We start from the raw sequence: 24693 nt of genomic DNA on the forward strand, positions 1-24693 counted from the left end.
CAAAAAATGTAAATTAGTGTCAAATTACGACCATGATTGGATTATTCAAAGAAAATATAAAAATTGCTACCAGTTCGATACGCACCCAATTGTTGCGAACCATACTTACGGTATTGATTATTGCCCTGGGAATTTGGGCTTTGGTAGGCATCTTAACCGTTGTTTCGGCTTTGCAAAATACACTTTCTTCTAATTTTGCTTCGATGGGTTCCAACACTTTCAACATCAACCAATATGAAAGCACCAACCGAAGTCATGGCGGTGAAGAAATAGAAAAAATTAATCCTATTATTTCTTACCCTCAAGCAAAAGCATTCAAAGCCATTTATGATTATCCGTTGACGCACACCTCTCTGTCGTTTACTGCAACTTCTACTGCTGAAGTTACCTATGAAAATAAAAAAACAGATCCCGAAATTACTGTGATGGGCGTAGATGATTATTTTTTAACGAACTCGGGGTTAGAAGTTATTCAAGGCAGAGAGTTTAATGCTTTTGACATTTCAAATAATATTTATTCCTGTATCGTTGGCTCTGATTTTGTTTCAAAAGGTTTGCTGAAAGATGTGAACCCTATCGGTAAAACGTTATCCGTTCGTGGTGCAAAGTTCAAAGTTATTGGCGTTTTAAAAGAAAAAGGTTCCTCATTTGGAAACCGTCAGGATTTGCGTTTGATGATCCCTATTCAACTTGCGCGCTCCATGTTTTCTATGGCCAACATCAATTATACGATTAGCACTATGATTGACAAAAATGAATTGGTAGATGAAGCCGTTGATCATGCACTTGTTACGATGCGAAAAGTTAGAAAACTTAATCCGGTAGAAGATAACAACTTTGCGGTTTCCCGAAGTGATGATTTGATACATAAAATTGCCGGGATATTGGGCGTATTAAACTGGTCTGCTTGGATTATTGGCATCATTACTATTTTTGGTTCCTCGATAGCTTTAATGAATATTATGTTGGTTTCAGTAACCGAAAGAACCCGCGAAATTGGTGTTAGAAAAGCACTTGGTGCCAAGAAAAGTACGATTGCGTTTCAGTTTTTTGTTGAAACTTTAATTATTGGTCAACTTGGCGGTTTAGTGGGCATCATCCTCGGAATTATTACTGGTTATCTTATTGCTGTAGCTATTAATTTTAGTTTTGTAATTCCGTGGCTTGCCATCATGGCTGCTGTAATTACAACTTTTACGGTTGCCGTAATTTCTGGTTCTTATCCCGCTATCAAGGCATCACAACTAGACCCAATTGAGGCGTTGCGTTACGAGTAGCTACAACTTATCATTCGGTCATTTTGATAAATATCTTTCTTCAGTTCGATATTTTGGAAACCTAAACTTTCTAGTAACTGAAAAGTTTCGTTAGCTAGATATTGATTGATTTCAAAATACAATTGTCCGTTCTCCGTTAGATTTTTCAACGCCAGTTGTGCAATCTTTTTATAAAAAAGTAAGGCATCATCATCTTCTACAAACAATGCCAAATGAGGTTCATATTCAAGAACATTTGGGAGTATTTCATGCTTTTCTAAATTGCGAACATACGGTGGATTAGAAACTATGACATCAAATTGTTGTTCTAAATCAGTTGTTGTTAAAATATCATTTAAAATAAAATCGATTGCTATTTTGTTAATTTCTGCGTTTTTTTTGGCTACAGCCAATGCTTTCTCACACACATCAATGGCATAAACTACTGCATTTGGAATATTTTTAGCCAATGAAATAGCAATGCAACCGCTGCCTGTTCCAATATCTAAAATCTTCAATTTGGTGTTTGAGGCTCTTTTTTTTGTGTTTTTAATAATCATCTCGACTAATTCCTCTGTTTCTGGTCTTGGGATTAAAACATTTTCATTGACCAAAAAAGGCAATCCAAAAAACTCGGTTTTGCCCAAAATATATTGAATTGGTTTTTGCATTTTCAGTTCTGTCAAAACACTTTCCCAACATTGTAATTGCGTTGAGTCTAGTTCCATTTTTGGGTTTAGCGCCAAATCGATTCTCTTAATTTGATGAAAATCTTCTAAAACAAGTTTAAAACAACTCTCGATTTCTTGTTCATCGTACAAAGAAGAAAGCTGCTGTAGGAAAGTAATTTTATAATTTTTTAAAAGCATTGTCGCTTATTCATTTTCAATTGTCAATTTTTTTATCATCCAAACAGGACAAGTGGTGTGACCTGTATTTCCCAGTGGTTTTGCAAGGTATTCAAAACCTGCTTTTGTGTATAAATGTTGTGCGGTTAGCATCTCGGGTAAGGTTTCAAGATAGCATTTTTGATAACCCATTTGGGTAGCTTTTACCAAGCATTTTTGAATCATTTGATAACCTATTCCTTTTCCTCTGGCTTCTTTTAGAAAATACATTTTTTGCAATTCGCAGATATTCTCTGATGAATTTTCAAGTTGTGCAACACCAGCACCCCCAATTATCTTTCCTTTATATTCGATTACAAAATAAATTGCTCTGGGTTTTTGATACGTTTCAAACATAAAATCTAATTGCTTGTCAGCAAATGCAGTTCCCGTTTTTGGGTAATTATCGGTAACAAAAACTTCTCGAATTACGGCTGCAATCGGCGCATTATCTTCCTTTGTGATTTCTCTTATTACGAAGTTATTCATTCTAAAAGTAATGTGTTATTTTTGTGCGGTGAATATACACGAAATTTATATAAAGCGTTGCATAGAATTGTCCAAAAATGGTTTGCCTGCTGCCATGCCAAATCCCTCTGTAGGTGCGGTAATTGTTTATGAAAATAAAATTATTGGCGAAGGATTTACTGCTGCTTATGGAGGAAATCATGCCGAAGTAAATGCCATACAATCGGTAAAAGACACCTCGTTATTATCCAAAGCTACGCTATATGTATCGCTGGAACCTTGCAGCCATTATGGAAAAACGCCACCTTGTTGCGATTTGATTATCAAATACAAAATTCCAAATGTAATCATAGGAACTATTGATTCAAGTAGCAAAGTAGCTGGTACAGGCATTCAAAGATTACAAGAAAATGGTATCCATGTTACTGTGGGCGTTCTCGAAAAAGAATGCATCGAAAGTAATATAAGGTTCTTCACTTTTCACAACAAAAAACGTCCTTATATTATACTGAAATGGGCTGAAAGTTTGGATAGATTTATTGCACCGATGACTAAAAATAAAAAAGAACCTGTTTGGATTTCTAATGAATTTTCAAGACAATTGGTTCATAAATGGCGAAGCGAGGAGCAAGCTATTTTAGTTGGAACCAATACTGTTTTAGCAGACAATCCAAAATTAGATGTTAGAGATTGGACTGGTCAAAACCCCATAAGAATTGTCTTAGACCGCAATGGGAAAATAACCAAAGATTATGCTGTGAAAGACGGAAAAATAAAAACAATAATTATCACTGAACAAGAAAATTTAATATCTACTGAAAATTGTATTTATGAAAATGCTATCTTTGATTTTGAGTTTACCAAAACAATTGTAGGTATTTTATATAAATATGAGATTCAATCTTTACTGATTGAAGGCGGAACACAAACGCTTCAGAGTTTTATTGACGATAATCTTTGGGATGAAGCTAGGGTTTTTGTAGGCAACATTCACTTAAAAAGCGGTATTTCAGCACCTATTTTGAATGGCAATTTTCAAATAAAAAAAATTAAAGACGACCAACTTAAACTTTATTTAAACCATGATTAACACTATTATTTTCGATTTTGGAGATGTTTTTATCAATTTAAGAAAAGAACATTCCATTGAAGAGTTTAAAAAATTAGGATTGGATGGTCCAAACGAAGATTTGTTGGCACACAATGATTTATTCGAAAAAGGAAAAATAACCGAACTGCAATTCATCAATTCGTTTTTAAAACACATTCCTAATGCTAGTATTGAACAAATTACCAAGGCATGGAATTCAGTCATTGGTGATTTTCCATTGCATAGATTAGAGTTTTTACAATTATTATCTTCACGCTACCGATTGTTCCTCCTGACCAATACCGATTCTATTCACATCAACCGTTTTGAACACAAAGTAGGCATGTCTTTTTACTCAGATTTTTATCGTTGTTTTGAAAAAGTATACTATTCTTATGAAATGGGAATGCGCAAACCCGATGCCGAAATTTTTAATACCATAATCAGAAAACATGATTTATCTACAAAAAGAACCTTGTTTGTAGACGATAAAAAAAACAATACAGATATTGCCGAATCGCTTGGTTTACATGTTTGGAATTTACAAGTAGGCAAAGAAGATGTTGTAGATTTGTTTGAGCAAAAACACTTGCCTTTATAATTCTGAAAATAAAAAATATTTTCTTAATCAGTACTTCCTCTTGTCGCAAAATTTTTTTTAAAGAAAAGTGGCTTTTTTTAATTTTTTATTTCCAATATTACTCAATAGGAAATCAAATTTTCAGAAAACATAGACCGAGAAATAATTTGGTTTTATCACTTTTCTTATGCTTTCCAATTGGAAATTGAAACTATTTAAAAAACTTCATTATTGATTCTGAAATAAAGGTTAACTACCTGTAACTTTATTGAAATAACCGAAAAAAATACCGAAAGTCATCTCAACATTTTTAAAAATTAAACAAAGCTATAATGGATAAATTATTCGTTTATAATGTCCAAAATATATTGCGGTGGAGGAATAGCTTTACCCAAATTTATATCTACAAAAACCAACAGAAATTGTGCAGTTGTTAACAACTCATCATTTTCGTTACGAATTTCACAATCAAATTCGATCTTTACTGATGATTGTCTTTTGAACTTGGTTATCACTGTAAGTAAGTCGTCATAACGAGCTGGTTTTTTGTAATTTATAGTCATAGATACAATAGGCAATGCAATTCCGCTTTCTTCCATAGATTTATATGAAATCCCTTTGTTTCTCATCCATTCCACGCGTCCCATCTCAAAATATGGGACATAATTTCCATGATAAACTACGCTCATTTGATCGGTTTCAGAGTAACGCACTCTGATTTGAATTTGGTGTTCTTTCATCTTATTTTTTGCTTTTAATCTAAAATTAAATTTATCACTACAACAATATTTTTAATAAATCAATACGATTTTAATTTTTTTTAACAAATTTTATTCACATATTTGTTACCCCGAAAAACAGTAAAACACTCGTTGTTTTTTAGAGTTAAAACCTAATACATAAATACTATAATTTTAAACCAAATATGAGCAAAACTGCGCAATCGGTGTGGGGAAACTGTCTGTTATTTATAAAAGACAATATTCAAGAGCAAGCTTTCAAAACTTGGTTTGAACCGATTAAATCAGTAGAACTGACTGACAACGCTCTTTACATTCAAGTTCCTAGCAAATTTTTTTACGAATGGCTCGAAGAGCACTATGTTAAATTACTAAAAGTTGCCTTGACGAAAGAACTCGGTAAAAACGCAAAGTTACTCTATAAAATCAAAATGGAGAACACTTATGGCAACAAACAACCGTTTACAGAACAGTTGCCAAGCGCACACCGTAGTCCCATAAAATCACAAGATGTTGATGCTCCGTTTAAAAATCTCAATCCAGAACTCAAAAATCCTTTTGTAATACCTGGAATAAGAAATTTAAAAATTGAATCCCAACTTAATCCTAATTATAGTTTTGATAATTTCCTTGAAGGAGATTCCAATAGGTTAGCGCGTTCTGCTGGTATGGCAGTGGCCAATAAACCTGGAGGAACATCCTTTAATCCGCTATTAATTTTTGGTGGTGTTGGATTAGGTAAAACGCATTTAGCACATGCAATTGGTGTTGAAATAAAAGATAAATATCCAGAAAAAACAGTCTTATATATTTCTGCTGAAGTTTTCACACAACAATATATTGATTCTGTAAAGAAAAATAACAGAAACGATTTTATACATTTCTATCAACTGATTGATGTGTTGATTATTGATGACGTTCAATTCCTTTCAGGAAAAACCGGTACACAAGATGTTTTCTTCCATATTTTCAATTACTTACATCAAAACGGCAAACAAGTAATTCTTACTTCGGACAAAGCACCCGTTGATATGCAAGATATTGAACAACGTTTATTGTCGCGATTCAAATGGGGATTATCCGCTGAATTACACCAGCCAGATTATGAAACTAGAATTTGTATCCTAAAAAATATTCTATACAGAGATGGCGTTGAAATTCCCGATGAAATTATAGAATATGTTGCTCGTAATATTAAATCAAATGTTAGAGAACTTGAAGGTGCTATTATTTCGTTAATTGCCCAATCTTCTTTTAATAAAAAGGAAGTGACTTTAGATTTGGCTAAAAGCGTTGTAGAGAAATTTGTTAAAAATGTAAAACGAGAAATTTCTATTGATTACATCCAAAAAGTTGTATCAGATTATTTCCAACTTGATATTGATACCTTACAATCAAAAACTAGAAAGCGTCATGTAGTTCAAGCTAGACAACTCGCTATGTTTTTTGCGAAAAAATTCACAAAATCTTCTTTAGCTAATATTGGTTCTCAAATTGGCGATAGAGATCACGCTACAGTATTGCACGCCTGCAAAACTGTTGACAATTTGGTTTCTACTGATAAACAGTTCAAAAAATATGTAGAAGATATTCACAAAAAATTATCAATATAAACCCTTTTTGAGTAAGTTTACGGTTTAGAAATAATCACTATGCCCGTTAAAATTTTGATGGTTTGTCTTGGAAATATCTGCCGGTCACCTTTGGCGGAAGGGCTTTTATCTGCCAAACTTCCCAAAGATAAATTTTTTGTTGATTCCGCAGGAACTGGTGCTTATCATATTGGCAAGCAGCCTGATCAACGTTCTGTAGATACAGCACAAAAAAAAGGGCTCGATATTTCCTATCAAAAAGCAAGGCAGTTTACCCCTAGTGATTTTGAAGATTTTGACTATATTTTTGTGATGGATAATACCAATTACGATGACGTGATTGAATTAGCCAAAAATGAAAATCACAAAAAAAAGGTGCAGCTCATTCTAAATGAATTATTTCCAGGAGACAATGTAGATGTTCCTGATCCATATTATGGTTTGCAAAACGGTTTTGACATGGTTTATGAAATGCTTGATGAAACCTGTGATATAATCTCCAAGAAATTGTTAGAAAAACATTCATGAAGCCTGTAACCTTGAGAGGCAAACTATATTTAATCCCTACCACCTTAGGAGAGATGAATCCTCATGATGTTTTACCTCAAACTGTGAAAAGAGCTATCGATTTTATTGACGATTATATTGTTGAAAATGAAAAAACTGCTCGAAAATTTATCAAATCGATTCAACCCGAAAAAGTTCAATCAAGTTTACGCCTTTCAACTCTCAACAAGCATACTGATGTTACACAATATAACGCAATGATTACACCATGCCTAAACGGATTAAACATAGGATTAGTGTGCGAAGCTGGTTGTCCTGGTGTTGCCGATCCGGGTGCTGTTATTGTAAAAATTGCTCACGAAAAAGGAATACAAGTTGTGCCTTTGGTTGGACCATCTTCAATCCTGTTGGCAATGATGGGCTCCGGAATGAACGGTCAGAGTTTTGCCTTCAATGGCTACCTTCCTATTGATAAAGACGAAAAAAAATCAGCGTTGAAAAACTATGAAAATCTGTCTTATACCAAAAATCAATCTCAAATTTTTATAGAAACGCCTTATCGAAATAATAAGTTATTTGAAGATTTTTTACAAATGCTACAACCCAGTACTCATCTTTGTATAGCATCAGACATTACATTACCATCAGAATATATTAAAACATTTCGAGTAGCCGATTGGAAAAAAATTACAATTGATTTACACAACCGTCCTACTATTTTTATTATTCACAAAATGTGATTACTTTATTTGCGCGTTTTTAAAAGCCTTGATGGCGCCAGTTTCAAAACCGCCAAAGTCTTTCAAATACGTTTTAACCGAAGTGCCATACTCATCTTTACATTTTCTTTCTCCGTTAGAGTTCAAAAAACGTTTTACAGAACCTGTCCCTCCTAAATGTGCTGCCGCTAATATACCTGATTCGGTGATTTTTATACCATCAATTACTTTTCCATCAAAAAAGTTGATGTATTCCTGCAGTTCGTATTTGTTTTTAGAAAGTAATACCACGAAAGCCTTTTCCTGAAGTTTGGGACTATTGATAAAACAAATACTATCAGTAATGCCTATTGATTTTAAGGTTTCCACTCCAAATTGGTATTTGCCGATATATCCTAAAGTGTTTATTTTACTGTACTTGCCTTGAGATTCTTTAAAAGCAATGGCCTCTTTGAAACCAATAAAATATTTACCCGTAAAAGGAATTTTAAGAGTAACATAATCTAAATAATTTTGAGAAGGATAAACATAGGATGTTTCTTCATTGACATCAACACGAAAACTGTTGTTGATTGGGGAGTTGTATGGTTTAAAACCGGCGCTTATAAAAGCTACAATTAGTACAATTGATGTGTAAAAAATTCCTTTTTTAATCATTTATTATTATTTCTCAAGTGCTGTCACCAACATGAAATTTACGAGTGCAAATATACAATTAAATTTATAAAATTGAATATCAGACAGTTAAAAATATAAAAAGTGATATTTAGTAGTTCCTGAACTCTTGATTTCAAAGGTTGGAGCTGGAATTTTAATCGAATTGAAAACTGTTAAAATAGTCTTAATTAGATGGGATTTGGTTTCAATTTTAGTCAAATCGAGATCCAATGAAAGGTAGAATTGGCGGTATCTTTTGCTTTCTGGAAGAAAAATCGCATTTACAAATCCATCGTTTCCTGTAATCATCCCTTCGGCTCCATAACCGACGGCTATATTTAACCATTTTGGAATTGTAGAGGATTTAGCAAAAGAATGAATATTGACCGATAGCCAATACGTTTGTCCATTATAATCTTTTAAAATTTGTTCTTGAATAGAGCTACCTAAAACATTTGGTCTGGAGGAAGCGTACGGCGTGGTATGAAAAGAAAATTTAGGTACAATACGTTGTTCGTTCCAAAGTAATTCTTGCGAAACATACAAAGCTGTGCCGGAAATATTAGCAAGTTCATCTCCTACAGAAAATCCCCATTGTGAAGAATAGCCATCAAAAATCTCAACGGTTGTCATAAAAACTAATCCCAAAGTTGAACCATAAATGAGTTGACTTTTGCGATTGGCTCCCGACCATTTTAGAGCGTTAGCGCCAAAACTACCTATATGATACGATGAAAACACGTGTCCCGCCTTATCCATTTGAAGCCATTCGGCATTGTCATTGATATAATGAAAATTTGAACGAGGATAATTAGCATACCAAAGTTGATTTAGGCCAATTAAAGATAACGAACCAACGGCAGCTTCAGCAATAATAAGTGTTTTGAGTCGTTTTTTATTTAAAGTATCTGAAGGTTTTAGAAAGTTTTCAATAGAATTTTGTCCAAAAGAAATTTGACAAGACCACAATAGCAGTAATAAAACTATGTTTTTGAAAACTATCAAAATTACCGCTTTGTTCCTTGTAGGTTCAACCAATCGGCATATTTCTTGGCATTTACTTGATGTTGCTCGTAAGTAGCCGCAAAAATATGGTAGCCAAATTTTTCTACACTAGCACAAAAATATAGGTAATCGTGTTTTTTTGGATTCAAAACGGCATCTATAGCATCAACATCGGGCATAGAAATTGGTCCAGGTGGCAAGCCAATATTTATATACGTATTATAAGGAGATTTAATAAACAAATCGTTGTAAAGAACCCTCTTTATAACTTGGTCAAAATTATTGTCTCTCATTTTTAATGCATAAATTACCGTTGGATCAGCCTGCAATGGCATTCCTTTGACAAATCTGTTTAGATAGACCCCGGCAATTGTTGGTCGTTCGCTTTTTTTAACCGATTCTTTGTGCACAATTGAGGCAATTGTAATAACTTGAACAGGAGTCAAATTTAATGCTGTTGCTTTTGCAATTCGATCCTTTGTCCAGAAACTATTGTATTCATCGAGCATTTTAGTTCGAAATTTTTCTGCTGAAATATCCCAATACACTTCATACGTATTGGCCAAAAACATCGCAAAAACAGATTCTTTGTTAAAGCCATTTTTTTGTAAAAAAACAGAATCTCGAAAAGTGTTCATGAGTTTTTTAGAATTCGGTTCAATTTGAGAACTTAAACGTTCACACAAATTTTCTAACCGTTCTTGATTATTAAAAGCCAATTTTACAGGAACATTTCTGCGTAACGCTGATACCAATTGAAAAGCGCTCATTCCACTCTTTATTAAAAACCGTCCTGCCCTAACATTTTCGGGATAGGAACGGCGTTTGGCGATAAATTCGAAATCGCTCATGTTTTTTACTAAAGGTGAAAGTATTTTTTCCACATCCTGGTACTTTGAGCCTGTTGGAATTTCAACATATAGCTCTTTTTTTTCAAAATTGGTATCCGATGTGAAAAATTTGATATAAACAATTGCTACAAAAAAGAAGAAAACAATTCCTAAACATTTTATAATTTTATTTCTATTCAAAACCAAACTGTTTAAAATTTATTTTTTTATTAACTGAAAAAAACCTTCGTCTTGGAAAGCATTTTTGGTAAAATTCCAATCCTTCTTGATTCCTATATTTTCAAACCCAAATGTAGTAAAAAGCGATAAACTTGCTTTATTTTCTGTTCCAATATTTGCATAAAGCTGGTGTAATTGCAACTGCATAAAAGCATATTCAACAACCAAACCTAAAGCTTCTTTACCATAACCACTATTTCTATCGACTTCGTTTTGAATGATTATGCCAACGCCTGCACGTTTGTTCTTTACATCAAAATCAAATAAATCAATTAAACCGATGGCTTCCGATGAATCATTTTTACAAATAGCTAATCGCAATTGTTTGGCTTCATAAATATCTTGATGGGCATTTTCGAGGTATTGCTTAATAAGATATTTACTATATGGCGTTATAGTATTACTGACTTCCCAGATGTTTTCATCGTTTTCTATAGCATAGACAAACTCTAAATCTTCGGGTTCGAGTGCGCGTAAATGAATATTTTGTGCTTGAAGCATTACCAATTAATCATAAAATTTAATTTATAGACTTAAACTGCCTTTATCATAATCCTTAATCAAGTTAATTGCCTTTTCAACATTATTTGCATTTACATTGAGAATCAATCCTGAACCACCGGGACTTAAAACTCATGGTTCAATACTTGCCATCAATTCGTTTACAACGAAAACCTTAATTCCACTATGTTCTAGCAGATTACAAATATTCATAGTTTGAATTGGTGAACCTCTATATATTTCTATCATTTTATTAAATTTCTATTTCTCCTTCGAAAACAAATGTTGCTGGACCTGTTAAAAAAACATTAGTATAGCTATCGTTTACTTTATCAAACGAAACTTCTAATTCGCCACCTTCAACATCTAATTTTACATGTTTCAAAGCTGTTTTACCAATAGCATTCATTGCAATCGCTACCGCAGTTGCTCCTGTCCCGCAGGAATAAGTTTCATCCTCAACACCACGTTCGTAAGTGCGTAAGCGGAAATGATTATCTGAAATTTGTTTTACAAAGTTCACATTGCTTCCTGCTTTTCCATACAAATCTGAATAGCGAATTTTAGCTCCATTGGTTTTTACATCATAAGCATCTAAATCATCCACCAATATGACATGATGAGGCGAACCCGTATTTAGGAAAATATAATCGCTTTCAATTTTTACTTCGAGAACATCTTTCATCTGTAGAGAAACTATTCCGTTTTTTTGAATCGAAGCATGATGTAAACCATCAGTAGCGGTGAATGTCGTTTCATTTGTAATAATATTCAATCTTTTGGCGAAAGCCACAATACAACGTCCGCCATTGCCACACATGGAACTTTGATTACCATCTGAATTGTAATAAACCATGTTGAAATCGGTTTCAATATCATTTTCTAATAATAGTAAACCGTCGGCTCCAATTCCGAAGCGTCGATTACAAAGATTTTCAATGAGTTGAGGATTATTTTTCGGGAAGCTATTTTGTCTGTTATCTATAAAGATAAAGTCGTTTCCGGTTCCTTCGTATTTGTAAAAAGTGGTTCGCATAACGTTGTTTACTATCACAAAGATAGTGAATATTAAGATTAACTTAAAAAATGTTAAACGAGCGTTAAACTGGTTTTTAGAAAAATAGAAATTTATAATTTTGTTATCAAATAATTTAAAATATAGTAATTATGAAACGTTTATCAAGTTTATTTCTGATTTCTTTATTGAGTGGTGCAACGACTCTTGGTGCTTACAAATTATTTATTGAAGGAAAAAGCAATCGAGATTCTGTAGTGACCATGGCATCAGGTAATTATGCCAAAAATGTGGGTTTAACCAACGAAATGGTCGATTTTACAACAGCTGCAGAAACCACTATTCATACGGTTGTTCACGTTAAAAATGTTTCTGTCCGAACGGTTTCAGATCCTATTATGGAATTTTTTTACGGAGCTCGTGGAGGACAACAACAAGAGCAAGTGGGAACAGGCTCGGGAGTTATCATCTCACAAGATGGCTATATTGTAACCAATAATCATGTTATAAAAGGTGCTACAGATCTTGAGGTGACTTTGAATAATAACAAATCCTATAAGGCAAAACTTATTGGCACCGATTCAAAAATGGATATTGCTTTATTAAAAATTAATGCCGATGATAAGCTTCCTTACTCTACTTTCGCTGATTCTGATCAGGTAAAAGTTGGCGAATGGGTTTTAGCGGTTGGAAATCCGTATAACTTGACTTCAACGGTTACAGCTGGAATTGTATCGGCGAAGGCGCGAAATTTAGAAAATAACGGTCTCCAATCTTTTATACAAACTGATGCGGCTGTCAATCCAGGAAATTCAGGTGGTGCATTAGTAAATACTCGTGGAGAACTAATTGGGATTAATACCATGATTTCTTCGCCAACAGGAAGTTACACTGGATATTCATTTGCAATTCCGTCAAATATAACCAGAAAAATTATTGAAGATATCATGGAATTTGGCAATGTGCAGCGCGGCATTCTTGGTGTTGAGGGTGGAGAATTGAACAGCAAAGCATCCAAAGAATTAGGAATCAAAGATACCGAAGGATTTTATATTAATAAAGTAACCAAAAATTCTGGAGCCGAAAAAGCTGGTTTGCAAAAAGGTGATATTATCAAAAAATTAGATAGTCAAAAAATTGATACGTTCTCTGAACTATCAGGTTACATTAGCACCAAAAGACCAAATGATAAAGTACAAGTAACTTTTCTTCGAGGTGGAGAAACAAAAACAGTAGCTGTAACTTTAATCAAAAACGACATTGCAACTACTGAATTTAAAGGATTAGAGTTGGAAAATATAGATGCTGCTGATAAAAAGAAATTCAAAATTGGTTATGGTGTTCGCATTAAAGAAATCAATAATGATAATTTAAAACCTTACTACGACCAACTCAAAGGAAATATTATCCTTTCGGTTGATAATGTGAAAGCTACAGATGTTGAAACTATCTCTAAGTTTTTGAATAAAAAAGCCGAAAATCAAAGTGTTAACATCCAAATGATTAATGGTATCGGACAGTTAATTCAGATAATTTTATAAGCGTTTAAGGTTGATTGTTATGAAGACCAGTTCAATTTTGGACTGGTTTTTTGTTTTTTAAAAAAATCACGAAATCGTTATCGTAAAACATCTCAATTTTATATTTTTGAACCAAATTAAAAAAGATTCTTATTGGCTACAGCTAATAGAAAAAACAACCAAACTAAAAACTTATTTATTTTATGGACAGCATCAAATTGTACGAGAAAGAAATTTCGTTTCAGGCAGACAGACGAAAAGCCGCCGTTGAACTAATTAAAATTATTAGCGATTTGTGGTATGACAAATCAATTGAATTAGTGCTTTTTAGAAACCAACTCATTGATAGAAATGTAAGCGATATTATCAACTTTCATGAATATGCAGGAGAGTTTGTTCAAAAGCCCATAAATATTTTCGATTCAGTAGAAATTGCCCTTGCTATACAAAATCTAGATTTACCGCCTTCTCGAATTGACATCGGAAAATTAACATACGAGTACCATCTGGAAGACAATAAATATAATGACAGTCGTGCTTTTGTTATTGATAAATTGAAAAATGCCAAAGATTTTCACGATTTAAAACCAAAAGATGTGGTCTTGTATGGATTTGGTAGAATTGGTCGATTACTGGCGCGCGAAATGATGAGCAAGATGGGAAAAGGACAACAATTACGTCTTCGCGCGATTGTTACCCGTGATAGAAACGATGCTTCTTCATTAGAAAAAAGAGCTTCACTTTTACGTTATGATTCTATTCATGGCGATTTTCAAGGTTCAGTTCAGGCCGATGCAGAAAATAATGCGTTACTTATAAACGGAACAACAGTTCATATTATTACTGCAAACAATCCAGAAGATATAGACTATTCAAAATATGGAATTGAAGACTGTTTAGTAATCGATAATACTGGTGCTTTTACAAACGAGGAACAATTAAAACGTCATTTAACTTCAAAAGGTGTTAGTAAAGTTTTATTGACTGCCCCAGGAAAAGGAGTTCCAAATATTGTTTATGGTGTAAATCATAACGACTACAACCCAGATGCTGTTGCTATATTTTCTGCAGCATCATGTACTACCAATGCCATTACCCCAGTGTTGAAAGTGGTAGAAGATACACTTGGTGTTGTAAAAGGGCATATCGAAACAATTCATGCTTATACAAACGACCAAAATTTGGTTGACAACATGCATAAAAAATACCGCCGTGGTCGTGCTGCGGCTTTGAATATGGTAATTACTGAAACTGGAGCAGGAACCGCTGTTGCCAAAGCACTACCTAGTTTAGCAGGAAAATTAACTTCCAATGCAATACGTGTTCCTGTTCCCAATGGTTCTCTCGTAGTAATGAATTTAGAAGTTTCGAAAACAACATCATTCGAGGAAGTAAATGCTATCATGAAGAAAAATGCTTTAGAAGGCGAACTGGTAGAACAAATTAGATATTCTTTGAACAACGAATTAGTTTCATCAGACATTGTAGGAACTGCACAACCATCAATATATGACAGCAATGCAACAATTGTTTCAGAAGATGGCAAAAATATTGTTTTATATGTTTGGTACGATAACGAATACGGATACAGCCATCAGGTAATTCGGTTGGCAAAATACATAGCAAAAGTAAGACGTTATACCTATTATTAAATTACTATTGCAGTATAGTAAATCCGTTTAGTTTGTTAATTACTAAACGGATTTTTGCATTTATCAACATTTTTTTGTTAATAAATGTATTTTGTGTTAAAATAAATATTAATTTTCGTCTCTAATTTGACCCTATCAAATCTATCTTATATGAAAAAAATGCTTTTTGGTTTGCTGGTTCTGATTTGTTTTGCTTTTTCTAAAGCAAATTCAAAATTAGAGATTTATAATTATGGTCAGAACGGAATGGAGTTAGTCGCTCATTCTAAAAAAGGTGTTATTATCGTGAGTACGTTCAATTCTAAAATGACAATTCGTCAAGACATTGCCAAAAAATTGTATGATTTATATCTAGCCAATAAATTGGTAAACAACAAAAAAATAACTGTTTTAGGATGTGATGCTGAAGTGACGGGAAAATGTGTTATCCGTAAAAAGAACAGTTTAACTGCTATAGATTTTTTTTATGAAGAAGTAAATTGGTACTCGGGTCTTAAAGAAGTTTATAAAAAAATACTATAAAAAAGCGCTCGCGGTAAGGAGAGCATTTTGTTTATTCATCATTAAGTTATATCAAAGCTCGTGTAATTTTTTGTTTATCAAACTTATTTTTAATTTTATATAATCGAAAATTAACCCGAATCCCAAGACCAGAACTGCAATTAGCAACACCGTCAGGTGCATTTTAAGATAAAATAATCCCCCAATTATTCCACCCAAAAAAAAGAATACTATTATGGTTAATCGCAATCTGATTGAAGTGAACAATTTTAGTCTTAATTCAAACTGTTTATAAAAATACAATTGGGATAATTCAATTCCTAAATCTGTAAAAAGTCCTGTTAAGTGAGTAGTTCTTACCACCGAGTTTGAAATTTTGGTTACTAAAGAATTTTGTAATCCCATCGAAAACAATAAAGTACAGGCAATAAAGTCGCCATAATTTAAAATTATATTTTCTCCAAATACAGCCACAAATAACATTAAAATTATTTCAGTTATAATTGGAATGATGTAAATGGTATTTTCGTTTTTTCTTGCCACAAATTCTACCATAAAACCAGCAGTAATTCGCCAAGTAGAAACGAAATTATATATAAAAAATAGACGAATCCGTTCCAAAAACGGAGTTATAAAACTTCATCAACAAAAAAAGCAAAATGTCCCGTTACGTTAGTTGTTAACTTCTGCACAGATAAAAACCCAGCTACATATACTATTCCAGCCACGGATGAAAGTAGCGATGCAATTTGTAAATTGTTTTTTGCGGTTCTGGTTTTGCCTTGATGTCTGAACATACTCTTTACAATTTTTCAGAAATATTGTATACTATTTTTTGAACTTCAAATTTGGCATAAACTTGGTCACCTTCCTTTAACCTCCAGATAGCTTGGTCAGAAATTGGAATTTTTACACCACTTCGTTCCTGATAATTTGCCATTTTACAAACCCATTTTTCTTTTTTTGCAGCACTCATAAACCGATAGCCTTCCATTTCTTTAATTTCTCCAATGTCATTAAATCTGACGATAAAATCAAAAGCTGTTGTTTTATATTTAAAAGATAATTTTGCAGCGTTAGCATCAATTGCAGTCCAATTTACATATTCTGACGGTAAAAGATTGGTAGGAAACCAAACGCTTTCGCCCATCCAGCGTTGCAATTCGCCTTCATCAAAATTAGAACCGTTAGCATCTACAATATTATAAACATTTAGTAACGTTGCAATTAATCCCCCTTTGTCCACAATAAAAAAATCACGAGCGGTGAACATCAACGTTTCACCTTTCCAGATGAATTGGGGTTTTTGAGCCGAGAAATATTGCTCGCCATCAATTTTGATAAAATCTTTTTTTAAATCGGTTTTAAAAAATCCGTTGTGCGTCAATCCAACAGAATTGATGTAAGGCTGACCGTTTTTCAAAACTAATTTAAAATAGCGTTGCACAGGTTCGGGCAAATTTTCTAATTGCTTTTCGTTATATATTTTAGTAGATATTTCGGTGTTAGCAAAAAGCGTTTTGACCTGCTTTTTTGAATTTCATTGTTAAATTAATTTTTCCGATAGGTAAAATTAAAAGTATAATTCCGATTATAATTAGGGTTGTTTTCACTTTTTAAGATTTTTTAAATTGTATTTTATAAATTTTTGAAACGTATAAGGTTCCTTTTTAGAAATCAATTTTACACAATTGGATATATGTGGTTCCGTTTGAAATCTGGGTAAATAATGCAACATGATCATTACCATAATTAAATTTAAAGGCATTTTTTCTTTTCTTTTCGTCCAATAAAAACTAATAATTGAAGGTGATTGGTAAACTATTTTTTTATCTAAAATTTCAGTTAATTGCTGTGCCATTTCGCTAAAAGTCAGTTTTTCATTATTGGTTAATTCATAAGCTTTATTAATGTACTGTGTGGAATTAACAATAATTTGGGCAGCAACATTCCCAATATCAGCTACATCAACCAATGTGAATTTAGCATTTCCAGCAGGTAAATAAATTCGTCTTTTATTTACTAAATCATTATTCAAGCTATTTAGAAAATTTTGCATAAAATACGCTGGTCGCAAAAATGTATGCGGCATTTCACTTTTTACTATCAATTTTTCAATTTTATGATGCGGAATTAGAGAACTTTTTTCTACCCCTTGAACTGAAAGAAAAACGATATGTTTTACTTTGACAAGTTGCGCAACTTCAATTATGGGTTTAAAATAGTGTTTAGTATCAGTAATTTGCGGCGGACGTAGTAAAAACAGTATGTCGATTTGTTCTAAAGCTGGTGTGTACGTTGTAGCATCCAAAAAGTCAAACTTTACAAATTCAACTGTGTGACCAGCAAACTTTTTTTTATCTTTATTAAAATCTCTAATTCCTGCAATAATCTCATGATTGTGCTGTATTTTACTCAAAGAATTTATTACAGCCATTCCAACATTTCCGGAAGCACCAGTGATTAGAATTTTCATTTTTTCTTTTCAGTACTCAATCCATCGGCTTCGCTCAATGCAAAAGCAATAGCAAGTTTCGGATTGGTGACACTATTTTTGCTTTTACCTGAATGCAAATCTCCTTCTTTAAATTCGTGCATCACTTGAGCTATTTTTTTCTGTTTTACAGATAACTCTGCAGGTTTTGATTTTTTTTCATAAAATTTATTACTTAAATTAATGACTAGGTTTTGTATTTTTTAAAAAACCAAACTTTAAGAAAATCAGCCGTAACAATATATAAAATAATAATTCCCAATATATAACCGAGGTACAAAATTGGTAATGGCGACAATCCTAGATTACTAGCAAATGCTGAATAAGGCAATACAAGTGTAAGTACAAGACCTACAATACTTAAGATAAAAAGATACTTTCCAGGTTTACTTTTAAAAAAGTTTTTATGTGTTCTGATAATAAATAAAATGAAAAGTTCGGTCAAAACAGATTCAATAAACCAGCCCGTTTGAAAAGCGGCTTCTTTAACTTTCAATACGTATAAAAGCGTTAAAAAAGTAATTATATCAAAAATAGAACTGTGTATTCCAAACACAATCATATAGTTACGAATAAATTTTAAATCCCATTTTCCTGGTTTGTTTAGTTGTTCTTCGTCAACATTATCTGAAGCAACGGTTAGAAATGGAAAATCAGTAATGAAATTCATTAACAAAATTTGTTTAGGCATCATTGGTAAAAATGGTAATATTAATGATGCAATAGCTACACTAAACATATTTCCAAAAGTTGAACCTGTATTGATGAATATGTATTTTAAAGTATTGGCAAATGTTTTACGACCTTCAATAATTCCGTCAACCAAAACCATTAAATTTTTTTCCATCAAAACAAAATCTGCTGCTTCTCGTGCCACATCAACAGCATTTTCAACAGAAATACCTACATCGGCAGCATTTATTGCAGATACATCATTGATGCCATCTCCCATGTAAGCTACGGTAAAAGTTTTTTTGAGAGCCAAAATTATACGCTCCTTTTGTTGGGGTTCTACTTCAGCAAAAATGTGTGTTTTTTTTACTAATTGATAAAGTGCCGTTGTACTTGTGTTGTCAACTTCAGAGCCTGTGAGTATAAAAGGATTTAAAATCCCAATTTTTAAAGCAATCGATTTGGCCACATTTTTATTATCGCCCGTAATAATTTTTAAATCAACTTCTAATTTTTTCAAAGCATTAATAGCATCAATAATTCCAGTTTTTATTGGGTCTTGCAGCAAAATAAATCCTGCAAAAATCATTTCAGTTTCATCATTTTTTGAAATAGTATTTGTATAAATTTTTTTGTAACAAATACCTATAGCTCGAAGTCCATTGTTACCAAATTCTTCAAATTTTGACTGTAATGCTGCTGTATGCAAATTAATATTGTCGAAAACAGTGTCGTTAATCTTGATTTTTGTGCAAATACTTAAAATTTGAGCGAACGCGCCTTTTGTGATGATTAATTTCTCTGCTTCAGTATTTATAGCAATACTTAATCGCTTGCGAATAAAATCATAGGGAACTTCTCCAATTTTTATTGGACTTAATTTGGTTTCAATTTTTAATTGTTTCAAGGCATCGTCTATTGGGTTTGAATAGCCAGTTTCGTAGGTTGCATTCCAAAGGGCTAATTGTTTTGTAAATTCATTTTCTTGACCCAATCCGTCAACAATACTTGCTATTTGAATAATACCATCTGTAATTGTACCCGTTTTGTCTGTACATAATAAATTTACTTCCCCTAAATTTTGAATAGAAGCTAATTTTTTAACGATAACTTTTTTTGATAACATTCGTTTTGCACCAGCACTCATAGCAATTGTTGTAATTGCGGGCAGTAATTCTGGCGCCATACCAACCGCCAATGCTAATGCAAAAAGCGCAGATTCAATAACACTTTTATGATTTATAAGGTTAATTATCAAAATTGATATGGAGAGAACCAACGTTATTTTCATCAAAAAATAACCGAAATCTTTGATGCCTTTTTCAAAAGTAGTTTCAAATTTTTGGTTGGCACTTTGGGCAATGTTTCCAAAAATAGTGTCTGTTCCTGTTGCAATGACTATAGCTTTTGCAGAGCCACTAACGATATTTGTTCCTTCAAATAAACAATTTGTTCGTTTAGATAATTCGGTTTTTTCATCTAATATTCCCAAACTTTTGAGTGTAGGATAGGATTCGCCCGTTAAACTAGCTTCATTTACAAACAACTCATTTGCTTCTAAAAGTAAACAGTCAGCAGGAATCATATCACCAGCTTTAAAAGCTAACACATCGCCAGCAACAACTTGGTCAGAATTGATTTCTACAATTTTACCGTCTCTAAAAACGGTACTTTTCAAGGAAATTAGTGATTGTAATTTTTCCACAATATTACTCGCATTTCGTTCTTGAAAAAAACTCAACAAGCCAGTAAAAAGCACAATAAAAAGTATAATAAATACATCTGAAGTGTCGCCTAGAAAAGCAGAAAGCACGACCGCACCAATAAGCAAAAGCATCAATGGGCTCTTGAATTGTCCGAAAAAAAGTTTTACATCTTTTATAAAAGCATTATCTTTTTTTTTATGATTATCCGATTTTAAAAAAATGGCGTCAGCTTCTTTTTGCGATATTCCGTTTGACGAACTATTTAATTTTTGAAACCAATAATTAGAATCAAATTGCCAAAAATTATTTTTTATTTCTGTTTCCATAATTCATATTTTTTGTTCTTGAAAAAATGACTTCATGAATAATTTAATCTATTACTATTAAAACTATTTATTTTCATAAATTTACATTTTTATACTTTCAAAAAATCACAACCCAGCCAATTTCCATATCCAAAGTGCTGTTTTTTTATTGAGTTTAGGCAACTGCATTATCATTAAATTAAATCCTTCTTGACTCATTCGCCAATCAATATATGTTATTTGGTTTTCTAAATCATACACATAAATTTTCTTAAAATGACGGCTGCTTTTAATGCCCGCCAATTGGCAAATCAGCAACGATTTTTTCAAAGCATCACCAACAATGTTAGTCGGATTATTTTCGGAAAAATTTAAATGACCCAAAGAATACTTCAAATTAGCACGGTAAATGGCTTCTTCAAAATCTCTTAAATGATTCCAATAATCACTACTTACGTAAGGAACAATGGTGTGATTTATCATAACAATTAGGATATTAATTTCAATTCCTCAAATAATGTTTTTTGTTTTTCATTCAAATTTTCGGGTATTTTTACTTGGATTATCAGATACAAATCTCCAAAAATTCCATGTTTTCCATAAACAGGCATTCCTTTTCCTTTTAATCTTAACGATTTCCCGTTCTGCGTTCCAGAAGCAATTTTTACTTTTAACTTGCCTGATAATGTTTCAAGAATTATATCGTCTCCTAAAACGGCGACATACATATTTACGTTAATATTGTGGTATATATCATCTCCTTTACGAACGTATTTTGAGTTTTCGGCAACTTTAATTCTAACAAATAAGTCACCATGATTGCCTTCTGAACTTCCTTTTGATCCCTTGTTTTTTATGCGTAATCTTTGGTCTGTATACGTGCCAGGTTTTGTAGTTAGCCTTATTTTTTCGTCTTGTAGTTGTATAATCCTGCTTGTTCCCGAATAAGATTCCTGCAATGAAATTTCAATTTCAGTTTCATAATCACCACCTTTTCTAGGTTGATTTTGCTGTCGATTACCTCCGCGTTGCTGTGCAAAAAACTGTTCAAAAAAATCTGAAAAATCTCCATCGTTTACATCTCCAAAACCCTGATTTGCATTGTCTTGATAATATTTTTGATTGGAGTTTTGATATTGATTTTGAGTATGCTGGTTTTGTTGCCAGTTTTCACCCAGTTCATCATACTGCTTTCTTTTTTCAGGATTGGCTAAAACTTCATTGGCTTCATTTACAAGCTTAAAACTTTCTTCGGCTTTTTTATCGCCTAAATTTTTATCAGGATGGTTTTTTTTTGCTAAAGATCTATAAGCCTTTTTAACTTCGGCTTGTGTGGCTTTTTTATCTATCTCTAATATTTTGTAATAGTCTTTATAATCCACCGTATTTTATTTTTGTAAAATAGCCAATAATGCTTTGGTAACCGCTCCTGATGATGCTGGGTTTTGACCCGTAATTAACAAGCCGTCTACTACTACATAGCTTTCCCAATCACCTTTTTTTGAATATATTCCACCTTTCATTTTTAATTCATCTTCCAACAAAAAAGGAACAATTTTATCCAATTTTACGGCTATTTCTTCGGTATTGGAAAATCCAGTAACTTTCTTCCCTTTGACCAAATTGTTACCTTCTTTATTTTTAACATTCAATAAAACCGATGGCGCATGGCAAACGGTCGCTATTGGTTTATTGGCAGCCCAAAAATCTTCAAGTAATGCAATAGAATGTTCATTTGTTGACAAATCCCATAAGGGCCCGTGACCACCTGGATAAAAAACTGCATCAAAATCGGTCGCCTTTATCGTTTCTAATTTGATCGTATTTGCCATCATCTTCAACAATTCTGCATCATTTTTATATTTGATTGTGGCTTCAGTTTGGTTTTCTGGAGCGTCACTTTTTGGATCGATTGGGGGTTGACCGCCGTTTGGTGAAGCAAGAACCATTTGAACACCCGCTTTTTTAAATAGATAATAAGGTGTTGCAAATTCTTCGATCCAAAATCCAGTTTTACCTTCGGAATTACCTAATTGGGTGTGACCCAACTGACTGTGAGAAGTAAGTACGATTAGTATTTTCATTTTTAAATTTTTAATTAATTATATTTATTATTTGCCATGAATTGTTGATTTTGAAAAAAATTCTGAATAATCATTTTTTTGTTATTGATTATCACGTATCTAACTCGTGTACCTTTTCGTTGGTCATAGACTGTAAATTGGAAAACCTCGTTTGTTTTAGAACTTGCTGTGCCAATTTATCGAACCAATAAAAAATGATTATTCAGAATTACATTTTAAATAAATTTCATTTTAAAAGACAAATCTCTTTAGAAATTCGTAAAATTTTTGATTGCTGTTTTTGACTGTTTCAACATTGCTCAATGAATAAATAATGTTTGATCGGCGCAAGTAATCTTATAAAATATGTATAATTACAAGAGACATTTTTTGAAAAATTGAATACCAAAAATGGAGATTTTAAAAAATTTTATTTCTTGAAATCAAATCGTGTGAAATAGTCCGTGACAAAATTATGTTGCTCCTTATCCGTCATTTTATCAGTATTTTTTACTTCTATAATAATTTTATCAAACTGATGATTGGCCTTTAATAAATTGTGTAATTCAGATTTAGCTTCGGTAGGTCCAAAAAGTAATACTTCATCAAAATCCTTAATAATTAGTGACAAATTTTTGTAGAATGTTCCTTGCTTTTGTTGCTCTTTATTGTGCATTTCGTTTTCGCTTCGCTGCAAGGTTTGTTTTTTGTCATCGGCACTAAAATCTGAAGATATAGATTTTGTTGAGCTGTCCTCTGATCCAAATTTGATAATGTATGCATTGGCATGATCCATCCAAATGCCTAATTTGTTTGCTGATTTCATTGTATAAAATTTTGTTACAAGTTATAAATAATAATTTTTATTGAAGTTATAAAATTCATTATTATTTTTTGTACACGCATTACACAACTATTTAAATAAATTATAAAATTGCCATAGTTTAATAAATAATAATCATGATTTAATTGTTTAAATAATAGTATTTCCTGTACAAAAAAAATATTATTCGTCTAATAGATTAGGATTCTTTTATCATTGCAACTGTAAAATAATAGATTGCGAAGCCAATAAAACCAATGATTATTGCCCAAAACCACGCAGGCGTTGATTGTGGTGTTTCACTTCCTTCTATAAGAAATTGCTTTTGATTGCCTTTACTGTATGCATTTATCATGATGGGAATAATTCCGTCGACAATATCATTTTCTTTGATCCCTTCAATGGCGATTGCTGGTCCGTTTCTTACATTAAAAGGAACGTGACGAATACCTTCTTTTCCATCTGGATTTTTGCTCACAATTTTAAGTATATGATCACCATCGACCAGTTTTGTCGTGTCTAATTCAAAATTGATGGGCGCATCAAATTCACCATAAGGCTTGGTTTCATGGTCTAAAAATATTAGTATTGAACTTTTTGTAGACATAATTTTTTATTTAAATATTGAATATTTTATGTGGTCTAAATTTTTTTCACCAGGCTTTACCAACCATTTTATTGAAAAAAAAAGTGTGAGAAATGCTATGAGAATTGTAATCCAAATGCTAACATAATCCCAATTGCTATCTGGACCCGAGCCGTGAACTATTCCACGTAAAATTTGGGGTTGATTTCTTTCGCAAACGGGACATGCAAATGCTGTGATTTGAAATAGAACTAGCGCTAAAGTTGTAATTACTTTTTTCATAA

Annotated in this window: 30 protein-coding genes; 9 read left to right on the top strand and 21 right to left on the bottom strand. The window is 32.5% G+C overall.

Annotated elements, in window-relative coordinates:
• Positions 1–32 precede the first annotated feature (32 nt).
• Positions 33–1277, top strand: coding sequence for an ABC transporter permease (locus Q0Q96_RS05835; protein WP_293872298.1), 1245 nt, complete (start codon positions 33–35; stop codon positions 1275–1277).
• On the opposite strand, the gene prmC is transcribed toward Q0Q96_RS05835, so the two are convergent.
• On the bottom strand, positions 1268–2125 hold the full coding sequence (prmC, locus tag Q0Q96_RS05840) for a peptide chain release factor N(5)-glutamine methyltransferase (RefSeq protein WP_293872299.1): 858 nt from the start codon (positions 2123–2125) through the stop codon (positions 1268–1270). The genes Q0Q96_RS05835 and prmC overlap by 10 nt on opposite strands.
• A gap of 6 nt (positions 2126–2131) precedes the next feature.
• Complete coding sequence (locus Q0Q96_RS05845; RefSeq protein ID WP_293872300.1) at positions 2132–2632, bottom strand: GNAT family N-acetyltransferase; 501 nt, start codon at positions 2630–2632, stop codon at positions 2132–2134.
• Positions 2633–2642: 10 nt separating this feature from the next.
• Here Q0Q96_RS05845 and ribD point away from each other — a divergent pair, with 10 nt between their 5' ends.
• A complete protein-coding gene (gene ribD, locus Q0Q96_RS05850) occupies positions 2643–3701 on the top strand; it encodes a bifunctional diaminohydroxyphosphoribosylaminopyrimidine deaminase/5-amino-6-(5-phosphoribosylamino)uracil reductase RibD (RefSeq protein WP_293872301.1) in 1059 nt (352 codons plus the stop codon).
• Positions 3694–4302 carry an HAD family phosphatase gene (locus tag Q0Q96_RS05855; protein WP_293872302.1) on the top strand — a complete coding sequence of 203 codons (609 nt, stop codon included), beginning with the start codon at positions 3694–3696 and terminating at the stop codon, positions 4300–4302. Before ribD ends, Q0Q96_RS05855 begins: the two co-directional genes overlap by 8 nt.
• A 320-nt stretch (positions 4303–4622) precedes the next feature.
• Here the strand turns inward: Q0Q96_RS05855 and Q0Q96_RS05860 are convergent, their stop codons facing one another.
• A complete protein-coding gene (locus Q0Q96_RS05860; protein WP_293872303.1) occupies positions 4623–5021 on the bottom strand; it encodes a thioesterase family protein in 399 nt (132 codons plus the stop codon).
• 185 nt (positions 5022–5206) lie between these two features.
• Between Q0Q96_RS05860 and dnaA the strand changes: the two genes are divergently transcribed.
• Genes dnaA through Q0Q96_RS05875 form a run of 3 tightly spaced genes read left to right on the top strand, consistent with a single transcriptional unit; the run spans position 5207 to position 7860 of the window.
• Entirely contained in the window at positions 5207–6634 is a 1428-nt protein-coding gene (gene dnaA / locus Q0Q96_RS05865; RefSeq protein ID WP_293872304.1) for a chromosomal replication initiator protein DnaA, read from the top strand.
• Positions 6635–6673: 39 nt separating this feature from the next.
• Positions 6674–7141 (top strand): low molecular weight protein-tyrosine-phosphatase, encoded by a 468-nt coding sequence (locus tag Q0Q96_RS05870; protein ID WP_293872305.1) that lies wholly within the window; start codon positions 6674–6676, stop codon positions 7139–7141.
• Positions 7138–7860, top strand: a complete 723-nt coding sequence (locus Q0Q96_RS05875) for an SAM-dependent methyltransferase (protein WP_293872306.1) — start codon at positions 7138–7140, stop codon at positions 7858–7860. Before Q0Q96_RS05870 ends, Q0Q96_RS05875 begins: the two co-directional genes overlap by 4 nt.
• On the opposite strand, the gene Q0Q96_RS05880 is transcribed toward Q0Q96_RS05875, so the two are convergent.
• From Q0Q96_RS05880 to dapF, 6 genes are all read right to left on the bottom strand, one after another.
• Positions 7861–8496 (bottom strand): peptidoglycan-binding protein LysM, encoded by a 636-nt coding sequence (locus Q0Q96_RS05880; RefSeq protein ID WP_293872307.1) that lies wholly within the window; start codon positions 8494–8496, stop codon positions 7861–7863.
• Between the two features lie 87 nt (positions 8497–8583).
• Positions 8584–9498: a DUF2279 domain-containing protein gene (locus Q0Q96_RS05885; RefSeq protein ID WP_293872335.1), complete on the bottom strand. Its 915-nt coding sequence runs from the start codon at positions 9496–9498 to the stop codon at positions 8584–8586.
• 5 nt (positions 9499–9503) lie between these two features.
• Positions 9504–10532, bottom strand: a complete 1029-nt coding sequence (gene mltG / locus Q0Q96_RS05890) for an endolytic transglycosylase MltG (RefSeq protein ID WP_293872308.1) — start codon at positions 10530–10532, stop codon at positions 9504–9506.
• 18 nt (positions 10533–10550) lie between these two features.
• On the bottom strand, positions 10551–11078 hold the full coding sequence (locus Q0Q96_RS05895) for a GNAT family N-acetyltransferase (protein WP_293872309.1): 528 nt from the start codon (positions 11076–11078) through the stop codon (positions 10551–10553).
• Between the two features lie 126 nt (positions 11079–11204).
• Positions 11205–11321 (bottom strand): DUF2007 domain-containing protein, encoded by a 117-nt coding sequence (locus tag Q0Q96_RS05900; RefSeq protein ID WP_293872310.1) that lies wholly within the window; start codon positions 11319–11321, stop codon positions 11205–11207.
• Between the two features lie 4 nt (positions 11322–11325).
• Positions 11326–12108: a diaminopimelate epimerase gene (gene dapF, locus Q0Q96_RS05905; RefSeq protein WP_293872336.1), complete on the bottom strand. Its 783-nt coding sequence runs from the start codon at positions 12106–12108 to the stop codon at positions 11326–11328.
• A gap of 131 nt (positions 12109–12239) precedes the next feature.
• Between dapF and Q0Q96_RS05910 the strand changes: the two genes are divergently transcribed.
• The 3 genes from Q0Q96_RS05910 (at position 12240) to Q0Q96_RS05920 (ending at position 15781) form a co-directional block, all read left to right on the top strand.
• Positions 12240–13628 (top strand): trypsin-like peptidase domain-containing protein, encoded by a 1389-nt coding sequence (locus Q0Q96_RS05910; RefSeq protein ID WP_293872311.1) that lies wholly within the window; start codon positions 12240–12242, stop codon positions 13626–13628.
• 182 nt (positions 13629–13810) lie between these two features.
• The gene (locus tag Q0Q96_RS05915; RefSeq protein WP_293872312.1) at positions 13811–15259 is read left to right on the top strand and encodes a glyceraldehyde-3-phosphate dehydrogenase; all 1449 of its coding nucleotides are present in this window, start codon (positions 13811–13813) and stop codon (positions 15257–15259) included.
• A gap of 150 nt (positions 15260–15409) precedes the next feature.
• Positions 15410–15781: a hypothetical protein gene (locus Q0Q96_RS05920; protein ID WP_293872313.1), complete on the top strand. Its 372-nt coding sequence runs from the start codon at positions 15410–15412 to the stop codon at positions 15779–15781.
• Between the two features lie 51 nt (positions 15782–15832).
• Here the strand turns inward: Q0Q96_RS05920 and Q0Q96_RS05925 are convergent, their stop codons facing one another.
• From Q0Q96_RS05925 to Q0Q96_RS05975, 12 genes are all read right to left on the bottom strand, one after another.
• Positions 15833–16381, bottom strand: coding sequence for a YoaK family protein (locus Q0Q96_RS05925; protein ID WP_366069049.1), 549 nt, complete (start codon positions 16379–16381; stop codon positions 15833–15835).
• 8 nt (positions 16382–16389) lie between these two features.
• Positions 16390–16557, bottom strand: a complete 168-nt coding sequence (locus Q0Q96_RS12240) for a hypothetical protein (RefSeq protein WP_366069051.1) — start codon at positions 16555–16557, stop codon at positions 16390–16392.
• Positions 16558–16562: 5 nt separating this feature from the next.
• Positions 16563–17258, bottom strand: coding sequence for a DUF6544 family protein (locus tag Q0Q96_RS05930; protein WP_366069060.1), 696 nt, complete (start codon positions 17256–17258; stop codon positions 16563–16565).
• 111 nt (positions 17259–17369) lie between these two features.
• Positions 17370–18236, bottom strand: coding sequence for an NmrA family NAD(P)-binding protein (locus tag Q0Q96_RS05935; RefSeq protein WP_293872315.1), 867 nt, complete (start codon positions 18234–18236; stop codon positions 17370–17372).
• Positions 18233–18454 carry a DUF6496 domain-containing protein gene (locus tag Q0Q96_RS12245; protein WP_366069062.1) on the bottom strand — a complete coding sequence of 74 codons (222 nt, stop codon included), beginning with the start codon at positions 18452–18454 and terminating at the stop codon, positions 18233–18235. Before Q0Q96_RS12245 ends, Q0Q96_RS05935 begins: the two co-directional genes overlap by 4 nt.
• Positions 18442–20958, bottom strand: coding sequence for a magnesium-translocating P-type ATPase (gene mgtA / locus Q0Q96_RS05945; RefSeq protein WP_293872316.1), 2517 nt, complete (start codon positions 20956–20958; stop codon positions 18442–18444). The genes Q0Q96_RS12245 and mgtA overlap by 13 nt, the downstream gene beginning before the upstream one ends.
• 105 nt (positions 20959–21063) lie before the next feature.
• Positions 21064–21420 carry a hypothetical protein gene (locus tag Q0Q96_RS05950; protein WP_293872317.1) on the bottom strand — a complete coding sequence of 119 codons (357 nt, stop codon included), beginning with the start codon at positions 21418–21420 and terminating at the stop codon, positions 21064–21066.
• 5 nt (positions 21421–21425) lie between these two features.
• Positions 21426–22319: a J domain-containing protein gene (locus Q0Q96_RS05955; RefSeq protein WP_293872318.1), complete on the bottom strand. Its 894-nt coding sequence runs from the start codon at positions 22317–22319 to the stop codon at positions 21426–21428.
• Positions 22320–22325: 6 nt separating this feature from the next.
• On the bottom strand, positions 22326–23021 hold the full coding sequence (locus Q0Q96_RS05960; RefSeq protein ID WP_293872319.1) for a type 1 glutamine amidotransferase domain-containing protein: 696 nt from the start codon (positions 23019–23021) through the stop codon (positions 22326–22328).
• Positions 23022–23430: 409 nt separating this feature from the next.
• The gene (locus Q0Q96_RS05965) at positions 23431–23826 is read right to left on the bottom strand and encodes a hypothetical protein (protein WP_293872320.1); all 396 of its coding nucleotides are present in this window, start codon (positions 23824–23826) and stop codon (positions 23431–23433) included.
• A gap of 196 nt (positions 23827–24022) precedes the next feature.
• Complete coding sequence (locus tag Q0Q96_RS05970; protein WP_293872321.1) at positions 24023–24430, bottom strand: cytochrome C; 408 nt, start codon at positions 24428–24430, stop codon at positions 24023–24025.
• A 6-nt stretch (positions 24431–24436) separates the two neighbouring features.
• The gene (locus tag Q0Q96_RS05975) at positions 24437–24691 is read right to left on the bottom strand and encodes a hypothetical protein (RefSeq protein ID WP_293872322.1); all 255 of its coding nucleotides are present in this window, start codon (positions 24689–24691) and stop codon (positions 24437–24439) included.
• Positions 24692–24693: the final 2 nt, after the last annotated feature.

Origin of the sequence: Flavobacterium sp., from assembly GCF_025352015.1 — a bacterium.
Taxonomy (GTDB): Bacteria; Bacteroidota; Bacteroidia; order Flavobacteriales; family Flavobacteriaceae; genus Flavobacterium.

Excerpts from the sequence above, each read along its gene's own strand:
- Q0Q96_RS05835 (WP_293872298.1), top strand. The coding sequence starts at position 33 with ATGATTGGATTATTCAAAGAAAATATAAAAATTGCTACCAGTTCGATA.
- prmC (WP_293872299.1), bottom strand. The coding sequence starts at position 2,125 with ATGCTTTTAAAAAATTATAAAATTACTTTCCTACAGCAGCTTTCTTCT.
- Q0Q96_RS05845 (WP_293872300.1), bottom strand. The coding sequence starts at position 2,632 with ATGAATAACTTCGTAATAAGAGAAATCACAAAGGAAGATAATGCGCCG.
- ribD (WP_293872301.1), top strand. The coding sequence starts at position 2,643 with ATGTGTTATTTTTGTGCGGTGAATATACACGAAATTTATATAAAGCGT.
- Q0Q96_RS05855 (WP_293872302.1), top strand. The coding sequence starts at position 3,694 with ATGATTAACACTATTATTTTCGATTTTGGAGATGTTTTTATCAATTTA.
- Q0Q96_RS05860 (WP_293872303.1), bottom strand. The coding sequence starts at position 5,021 with ATGAAAGAACACCAAATTCAAATCAGAGTGCGTTACTCTGAAACCGAT.
- dnaA (WP_293872304.1), top strand. The coding sequence starts at position 5,207 with ATGAGCAAAACTGCGCAATCGGTGTGGGGAAACTGTCTGTTATTTATA.
- Q0Q96_RS05870 (WP_293872305.1), top strand. The coding sequence starts at position 6,674 with ATGCCCGTTAAAATTTTGATGGTTTGTCTTGGAAATATCTGCCGGTCA.
- Q0Q96_RS05875 (WP_293872306.1), top strand. The coding sequence starts at position 7,138 with ATGAAGCCTGTAACCTTGAGAGGCAAACTATATTTAATCCCTACCACC.
- Q0Q96_RS05880 (WP_293872307.1), bottom strand. The coding sequence starts at position 8,496 with ATGATTAAAAAAGGAATTTTTTACACATCAATTGTACTAATTGTAGCT.
- Q0Q96_RS05900 (WP_293872310.1), bottom strand. The coding sequence starts at position 11,321 with ATGATAGAAATATATAGAGGTTCACCAATTCAAACTATGAATATTTGT.
- dapF (WP_293872336.1), bottom strand. The coding sequence starts at position 12,108 with ATGCGAACCACTTTTTACAAATACGAAGGAACCGGAAACGACTTTATC.
- Q0Q96_RS05910 (WP_293872311.1), top strand. The coding sequence starts at position 12,240 with ATGAAACGTTTATCAAGTTTATTTCTGATTTCTTTATTGAGTGGTGCA.
- Q0Q96_RS05915 (WP_293872312.1), top strand. The coding sequence starts at position 13,811 with ATGGACAGCATCAAATTGTACGAGAAAGAAATTTCGTTTCAGGCAGAC.
- Q0Q96_RS05920 (WP_293872313.1), top strand. The coding sequence starts at position 15,410 with ATGAAAAAAATGCTTTTTGGTTTGCTGGTTCTGATTTGTTTTGCTTTT.
- Q0Q96_RS12240 (WP_366069051.1), bottom strand. The coding sequence starts at position 16,557 with ATGTTCAGACATCAAGGCAAAACCAGAACCGCAAAAAACAATTTACAA.
- Q0Q96_RS05935 (WP_293872315.1), bottom strand. The coding sequence starts at position 18,236 with ATGAAAATTCTAATCACTGGTGCTTCCGGAAATGTTGGAATGGCTGTA.
- mgtA (WP_293872316.1), bottom strand. The coding sequence starts at position 20,958 with ATGGAAACAGAAATAAAAAATAATTTTTGGCAATTTGATTCTAATTAT.
- Q0Q96_RS05950 (WP_293872317.1), bottom strand. The coding sequence starts at position 21,420 with ATGATAAATCACACCATTGTTCCTTACGTAAGTAGTGATTATTGGAAT.
- Q0Q96_RS05960 (WP_293872319.1), bottom strand. The coding sequence starts at position 23,021 with ATGAAAATACTAATCGTACTTACTTCTCACAGTCAGTTGGGTCACACC.
- Q0Q96_RS05965 (WP_293872320.1), bottom strand. The coding sequence starts at position 23,826 with ATGAAATCAGCAAACAAATTAGGCATTTGGATGGATCATGCCAATGCA.
- Q0Q96_RS05970 (WP_293872321.1), bottom strand. The coding sequence starts at position 24,430 with ATGTCTACAAAAAGTTCAATACTAATATTTTTAGACCATGAAACCAAG.
- Q0Q96_RS05975 (WP_293872322.1), bottom strand. The coding sequence starts at position 24,691 with ATGAAAAAAGTAATTACAACTTTAGCGCTAGTTCTATTTCAAATCACA.